The sequence below is a fragment of the Streptosporangium sp. G12 genome (assembly GCF_052983175.1).
In genome coordinates, this window is record NZ_JBRIQO010000016.1 from 245,305 (window position 1) to 252,077 (window position 6,773).

General features: G+C 67.3%; 5 protein-coding genes and 1 rRNA gene. 2 read left to right on the forward strand and 4 right to left on the reverse strand.

The features are described 5' to 3' along the window. Positions 1–115 precede the first annotated feature (115 nt). Complete coding sequence (locus ACVCAG_RS24975) at positions 116–1,540, forward strand: DUF1015 family protein (RefSeq protein ID WP_447190361.1); 1,425 nt, start codon at positions 116–118, stop codon at positions 1,538–1,540. A gap of 92 nt (positions 1,541–1,632) precedes the next feature. Here ACVCAG_RS24975 and ACVCAG_RS24980 read toward each other — a convergent pair whose 3' ends face one another. After that, positions 1,633–2,424, reverse strand: a complete 792-nt coding sequence (locus ACVCAG_RS24980) for a single-stranded DNA-binding protein (RefSeq protein WP_447190362.1) — start codon at positions 2,422–2,424, stop codon at positions 1,633–1,635. Between the two features lie 97 nt (positions 2,425–2,521). Between ACVCAG_RS24980 and ACVCAG_RS24985 the strand changes: the two genes are divergently transcribed. Beyond that, entirely contained in the window at positions 2,522–3,460 is a 939-nt protein-coding gene (locus tag ACVCAG_RS24985; protein WP_440065987.1) for an MBL fold metallo-hydrolase, read from the forward strand. 97 nt (positions 3,461–3,557) lie between these two features. Here ACVCAG_RS24985 and ACVCAG_RS24990 read toward each other — a convergent pair whose 3' ends face one another. From ACVCAG_RS24990 to rrf, 3 genes are all read right to left on the reverse strand, one after another. Then, positions 3,558–4,751, reverse strand: coding sequence for a hypothetical protein (locus ACVCAG_RS24990; RefSeq protein WP_440085034.1), 1,194 nt, complete (start codon positions 4,749–4,751; stop codon positions 3,558–3,560). Then, entirely contained in the window at positions 4,658–5,986 is a 1,329-nt protein-coding gene (locus ACVCAG_RS24995; protein WP_447190363.1) for a hypothetical protein, read from the reverse strand. The genes ACVCAG_RS24990 and ACVCAG_RS24995 overlap by 94 nt, the downstream gene beginning before the upstream one ends. A gap of 720 nt (positions 5,987–6,706) precedes the next feature. Continuing rightward, positions 6,707–6,773 (reverse strand): 5S ribosomal RNA (gene rrf / locus ACVCAG_RS25000); the annotation flags it as partial.

Here is a 6,773-nt window from a genome sequence, read left to right on the forward strand (position 1 = left end):
TGTGAGGCCTCCTTCATCGACAGACGACAGATCTGGCCGATTCCCTGACGGACCGGGCACCACGGACTCGAAGCGGCCCCCGGCCGTTTCAGGCCTTTATGGCAGCATGCCCTCTATGGCGAATCCTGAACTGCCGATACCCGGCGGGCTGGTGCTACGCCCGTTTCGCGGCGTACGGTTCACGGTCAACGATCTGGCCGGGGTCACCTCACCGCCTTACGACCTCATCGACGAGGCCGGCGTGCGAAAGCTGCTCGACACCCATCCCAACAACGTGGTGCGTTTGATCCTTCCCGGCACCGACCAGCACAGATACGTCGAGGCGCGAGAGACGCTTCACCAATGGCTCTCCTCAGGGGTGCTGGCCGCCGACGAGACGCCCGCGGTCTACGTCTATGAGCAGTCGGGTCCCGGGGTCCTGCAGCGCGGAATCATCGGCGACGTGGGCCTGGCCGGTCCGGAGCTGCACATCGTCCTGCCTCACGAGGACGTGATGCCGGGACCGGTCGCCGACCGGCTGGCACTGATGAGCACCACGGAAGCCAACCTCGAGCCCATCTTCCTGCTCTACGACGGCGCGGGCGGCGCCACCACCCGCCTCGTCGACCATGTCGCCGCGTCCCGGCCTCCGCTGGCGGAGGCGAGGACCGAAGACGAGGTCAGGCACCGGCTGTGGGCCGTCACCGACAGTGAGGAACTCGCCTCCATCGACGCCGACCTCCGCCCCCGCCAAGCCCTCATCGCCGACGGGCACCATCGTTACGCCACCTACCTCGCACTCCAGCGGGAACACCGTGCCGCCATCACGCGTGGTGCGACGGTCACTGCCGGCACTGCCGGCACTGCCGATACTGCCGGCACGGCGGGGACGACCGGGGAGCGGGCGGAAACCGTGAAATCGGTGACGCCGCCGAGTTCCGTGGAGCCCGAACCGTGGGACTTCGGTCTTGCGCTCCTGGTGGACTCCAGCGCCTATCCGCCGGATCTGAAGGCCATCCACCGGGTCATCCCCGAACTGCCACTTGAAGAGGCGCTGGCCAAGGCCAAGGGTTCGTGGCGGGTGCAGGAGTACGCGGACCTGACCGAAGGCCTGGCCGCGTTGGACGAGACCAGCGGACCGGCCTATCTGCTGTCCTCCGGCGAGTTCACCCACCTTCTCACCGACCCTGACCCCGCTCAGCTCGAACACGCCATGCCGGCCGAGCGCTCGACCGGGTGGCGGGCGCTGAACACCTCCATCCTCGCGGAGTTTCTCCTGCCGAAGGTCTGGGGGATGCGGGACGACGAGTCGTCGGTGCGCATCGTCCACCACGACCCTGAGGCCGCCGTACGGCTCGCACGGGCCTCCGGAGGGACCGCGGTGCTGTTGCGCCCGCTTGCCGTCGACGATGTGCTCGCGGTCGCAGCTCAGGGAGAGCGGGTGCCTCGCAAATCCACCTCCTTCGGCCCGAAGCCCAGGACCGGTCTGGTCCTGCGCCTGCTCACCCCGGCGGGGACACCGCCCCCGAGCAACCCGCCCTTCGAGAAGCCCGGCTCCTGAGAGTTCAAGGAGACCGAGCCTGAGAGGAAGCCAGGTTCTCTGAGAGAATCCGGGATCCCGGGGTGCTGGACGCGCAGGAAGAAGGACATCGCTCACTTGCCCGCTCCGGAGACCGCGCCCGCGCGCGTCACGGGGCGAGGCACCTGCGGGCGGCCCGGCATCGACGCCTCCACGGTTCCCGGTTCCGGTTTCGGTTCCGGAGCGAGGTCCGGTCGGACCAAGGTGAGGTGGTCAGGCCCGGCCGAGGCGAGATCCCGCTCAACCGAGATGAGATCCGGCCCGACCGGAGCCGAATCCCGCCCGACCGGAACGAGACCCGGCCCGACCGGGACCGAATCCAGCCCGATGAGATCCGGTCCGCCCGGGGTGGGATCCGCTCCTCCGACCGCGGTGACATCCGGTCCGGCCGGAGCGAGACTCGGCCTGGATGAGGTGAGGTCAGGCTTGACCGAGGTGAGCCGCGGTCCCACGCCCTGCCCGGTATCCCCCTGCCCCGCGTGCACAAGTGAGCGCACCGACCGAGGCGGGGCGGGCGCCGGAACTTCCTCGTCGCCGGTCAGGATCATGGTGACCTTGCGCTCGAGACGCCTCACCGAACGCACCTCGACCTCGTACCCGGACGATTTGGCCCCCTCACTTCCCCACCAGCGGCGGCGCAGCGAACCCGTCACCTCGACGATGTCATCGGGCAGCCAACCGGCCACGGCCTCGATCACCTCGAGCTCGAACGACGCGCACGGAATGGTGTCGACCCGGGCTCCACTCCCGCGGTGCTGCCGCCGGACGATCAGGCGCCAGGTGCAGAGCCTGCTCCCGCTCTGCAACGACCTGATGTGGGCCGCCTCAGGTAGGCGGCCCACGAGAATGACCTCGTTACGATCCATGTGATCCTCCTCGATCCTGCCGGTCGAGAAGGACTCTCTACGATGTTGAGCTGCGCCGAAATGGCCGAATACTGTTCTGTGGACGCCGGTTCCAGTTATGAGGTGGCCCGTGGAAAACATCACCGCCCTCGGTGGGGACGTCTATGAGATCGACACGAGGATGGCCGGATACTCCAGCATCACGGCCGGATACCTGATCCTCGGAGACCGTCCCTGCCTGGTGGAGACCGGCACCTCCACCTCCGCTCCCGTGGTACGCGACGCCCTTACCTCATTGGGCGTCGGCCCAGGAGATCTCGCCACGGTCGTTGTCACGCACATCCACCTGGACCACGCGGGCGGGGTCGGCGACATCGCTGGTTTCTACCCGGATGCGGAGATCGTGGTTCACGAGAAGGGTGCCCGGCATCTCGCCGATCCGTCCAGGCTGATGGCCAGCGCGCGAATGGTTTGGGGCGACAAACTGGACACCCTGTTCGGCGAACTCTCCCCCACGGAGGCCTCACGGATTCGCGCCCTCGGCGACACCGACACGATCGACCTCGGCAACGGACGTACTCTGAACAGCCATTACTCACCGGGCCACGCCAGACACCATGTGGGACTCATCGATTCCGGCACCGGAGACCTCTACGTCGGCGACGCGGCCGGGGTCTACCTTCCTGAGACGGGTGACCTGCGCCCCGCCACGCCCCCGCCGGACTTCGACCTGCGTACCGCGTTGGACTCGATCGCCCTGTTCAGGGCGCTGGGTCCGCAGAGGCTGCTCTTCAGTCACTACGGACCGGTCGCGGATGTGGAGGAGATCCTGGGACGCTCCGCCGAGGAGCTTCGCGTCTGGGTCGATCTGACCCGTCAGGCTCACACGGAGGGCATGGATCTGGATCACGCTGTCGCCATGGTCAGGGAGCGCACTCGCGACCGCTACGCGGCCCTGAAAGCGGACGAGGCGACCGCCGAGCAGTTCGAACTGCTGAGCGGTGCCCCGTCCAACGTGGCCGGCATCCTGCACTGGCTGGACCGGGTCCAGCCGTAAGAAGATGTCCCGTAAGGTCCAGGATCACCCTGGAGGCGCCTTCCGCATTCCGGGTGCACAGCTCGCCCACCCGGAATGCGGTGAAGGTCCCCGGGAACTACTTCTTCTCGGACTTGCCCTGACGATCCCGGCCCTGCTCGTCCCCGCCCCGATCCTCGTCCAGATCGTCGTCTCCGTCGGAGTCGACATCGGGGGCGTCGCTGAGAATGTCGCCGAAGTCAGGCTCGATGAAGGCCGGGCCGACGGCGCGCTCCACCTTGCCGGGCTTCTCCTCAACCTTCCGCTCGGCATCGACCGTCTCGTTCCTGGAAGAGCCGGTCTTGGAGGAGACGTTCTCGGGTGAGTCCTCTTCGTCGGAAGAGCCGTTGTCAGGAGCATCACCGGCGACGGGCCGGTTCGCGCCGAACTCGTCGTCAAAGAGATCGTCTTCGTCCTCGATCTCCGCGTCCAGAGCCGCGACGTCGTCGATGTCGGCGTCGTCGTCGACATGGATGTCATCATCGACATCGCCGTCACCGGTGTCGATCTCGTCATCGATCTCGGCATCGGCATCACCCCGAGGGCGGGTGTCATCGTCGATGACTTCCCCGTCCTCGTCGTCGTCCTCCTCCAAATCCTCGATGACAGCGCCCGTCAGCTCCGCGTAACGCTCGGCCGCGTCGGTCTCGCCGTCCTCGTCGAAGGCCATCGCCCGGCCGAACCACTCGGTGGCGGGCCCTTCGTGACCGGCCACCGACAGCGCGTCGGCGTAGGCGAAGGCGAGGCGGGCCGACCAGGGCTGGGGACGGGTGTCACGCAGCTCAGGAAGGCGCTGGAGGGTGATGACCGCGGCGTCGTTCTGGCCGAGATCCCTCCGGGCACCGGACTCCACGATGGCGAGTTCGATCTTGCCGACGCGGTCGAGCCGCTCGGCCTCCTTGGAACGGACCAGATCAAGGGCGCGCTCGGGACGGCCAAGGCCGCGCTCGCAGTCCGCCATGATCGGCAGGAACGAGTCGGAACCCGTCATCCGGCGAGCCGCGCGCAGATCGCTGAGCGCCTCGGAGAAGTGGCCTGCGCGGTAGGCCGCGATGCCGACGGCCTCGCGGATCACCCCGATCCTGGCCGCGAAGCGACGCGCGACCTTCGTGTGCTCGTACGCCCGCTCCGCGTCGTCCTCGCCGAGAGCCCTCTCGGCCGCCACCAGGTGGCGGGAGATCAGCTCCGCGAGGTCGAGGGGAAGGGAACGTAGTTCCTCGCGGATCTCCTTGTCGAGCTCCTCCGCGGTGATGTCCGGGGCGAGCTCCGGCAACTCCTCGCGCTGGCCGCTGGGAGCCTCGTCGCGGCCACCCGGCCGGTCATCACGGCCGTAGCGGGTGCGGGACCCCTCACCGTCGCGGTCACGGTTCCCGAAGGGACGCCCTCCACCGGGACGGTCGTCCCGGTTGAACGGCCTGCGCTCACCACGGTCATCGCGATTGAACGCCGGACGGTCACCACCACGATCGTCACGGTTGAAACCGGGACGGTCGCCACGGTAGCCACCACCGGGACGGTCATCGCGATTGAACGGCGGACGCCCCCCACCGGGACGATCGTCCCGGTTGAACGGCCTGCGCTCACCACTGTCGGGACGCGAACCATACTGACCGCGCGACTGGTCACGGTCACCGTACGAACGACGCTCACCACCGCGATCATCACGGTTGAACGGCGGACGCCCCCCACCGGGACGGTCATCGCGATTGAACGGCGGACGACCCGAACCACGATCGTCACGGTTGAACGAAGGACGATCACCGCGGTCGCCACGGTAGCCACCACCGGGACGGTCATCGCGATTGAACGGCGGACGCCCCCCACCGGGACGATCGTCACGGTTGAACGGCCTGCGCTCACCACTGTCGGGACGCGAACCATACTGACCGCGCGACTGGTCACGGTCACCGTACGAACGACGCTCACCACCGCGATCATCACGGTTGAACGGCGGACGCCCCCCACCGGGACGGTCATCGCGATTGAACGGCGGACGACCCGAACCACGATCGTCACGATTGAACGAAGGACGATCACCGCGATACCCGCCGCCGGAGCGATCGTCCCGATTGAAGGGCCTGCGCTCACCACGGTCGTCACGGTTGGACGGGGGACGGCCGGAACCACGGTCGTCACGGTTGTAAGACGGCCGGTCCCCACGGTCACGAGAGCCGTAAGAACCACCGCGGGACTGGTCGCGGTCACCATAAGGACGCTGACCCTCACCACGCGGCCCTGAGGGCCTCTGTCCGCCACTCGGACGGTCGTCCCGGTTGAACGCAGGGCGGCCGGAACCACGGTCGTCACGGTTGTAAGACGGCCTGTCGCCACGATCACGAGAGCCGTAAGAACCACTCGGGCGCCCCTCTCGGCGCTCACCATATCGGGGACCGTCGCCCGGACGTCCCCTGTCACCACCTGCGCGATCGCTACGGTGGCCTCCCTGGCCACCAGATCCGCGGTTTTCGCCCTCTTCGCGTCGGCCGGCGCCCTCAGGCCCGTTGTCACTGTTCACTTCTGGTCCATTCGTTGGCTCACTCTGCGAGCGCGTCCCGTCTCTTCGATCGGATGGGACGATTCGCTGTGCGGGCGGTCTCCGGCCGCGGGGTGCGCCCCGTTCGCTATCGCTGCCCCGCCCTATCGTGGTCTGGCGCGACGAAGGCCACCCGCAGGTGGGGTGGCCCGGCCTGTCCAGCCTAGCAAGCCCCTGAAAGTCCACACGCCCTTCCCTCGGCACCCACAAATGATCATGGACACAGCGGCGGAGCCTTTGTGAGCGGTTCTTGAGAGAACCAGGGAGCCGTCTTACCCGACGGTCGTCGCATTTGCCATGAGGGCTGAGACAGAACCGAAAATCGCCCAGAGAACGCCTTTACAACGCGAAAAGGGCCTCTACCTGTGGCGGAGGCCCCTCCTGGGCATACCTGAAACCTCGAAGCCAGAAGGCTTGGACTCCCGGAACTCCCTGGAAACCCAGGAATCCCGAGAAACCAAGCGCCTCGGGCAATCCTCGTAGAAATCAAGGAACCTCAGAGAAAAGCGGGAGGCCTCGGAATTTTCCCGTGGGGAAGGTGTCGCACAGGACCCCGAGCAGACCCCGCAACGGTCCCGAACAGGCCCCGGAACGGGTCGCCGGCAGGTCCCGGAAAAGGAGCCCGGGAACAGGCCGGAAAAAGGGTCCGGACATGCCTGAGGGCCCCCACCAACGGTGGAGGCCCTCAAAAGATTGTCCGGCGGTGACCTACTCTCCCACACCGTCCCCGGTGCAGTACCATCGGCGCTGAAGAGCTTAACT

Coding starts and splice junctions, on each gene's coding strand:
- ACVCAG_RS24985 (WP_440065987.1), top strand. CDS start 2,522: ATGAGGTGGCCCGTGGAAAACATCACCGCCCTCGGTGGGGACGTCTAT.
- ACVCAG_RS24975 (WP_447190361.1), top strand. CDS start 116: ATGGCGAATCCTGAACTGCCGATACCCGGCGGGCTGGTGCTACGCCCG.
- ACVCAG_RS24980 (WP_447190362.1), bottom strand. CDS start 2,424: ATGGATCGTAACGAGGTCATTCTCGTGGGCCGCCTACCTGAGGCGGCC.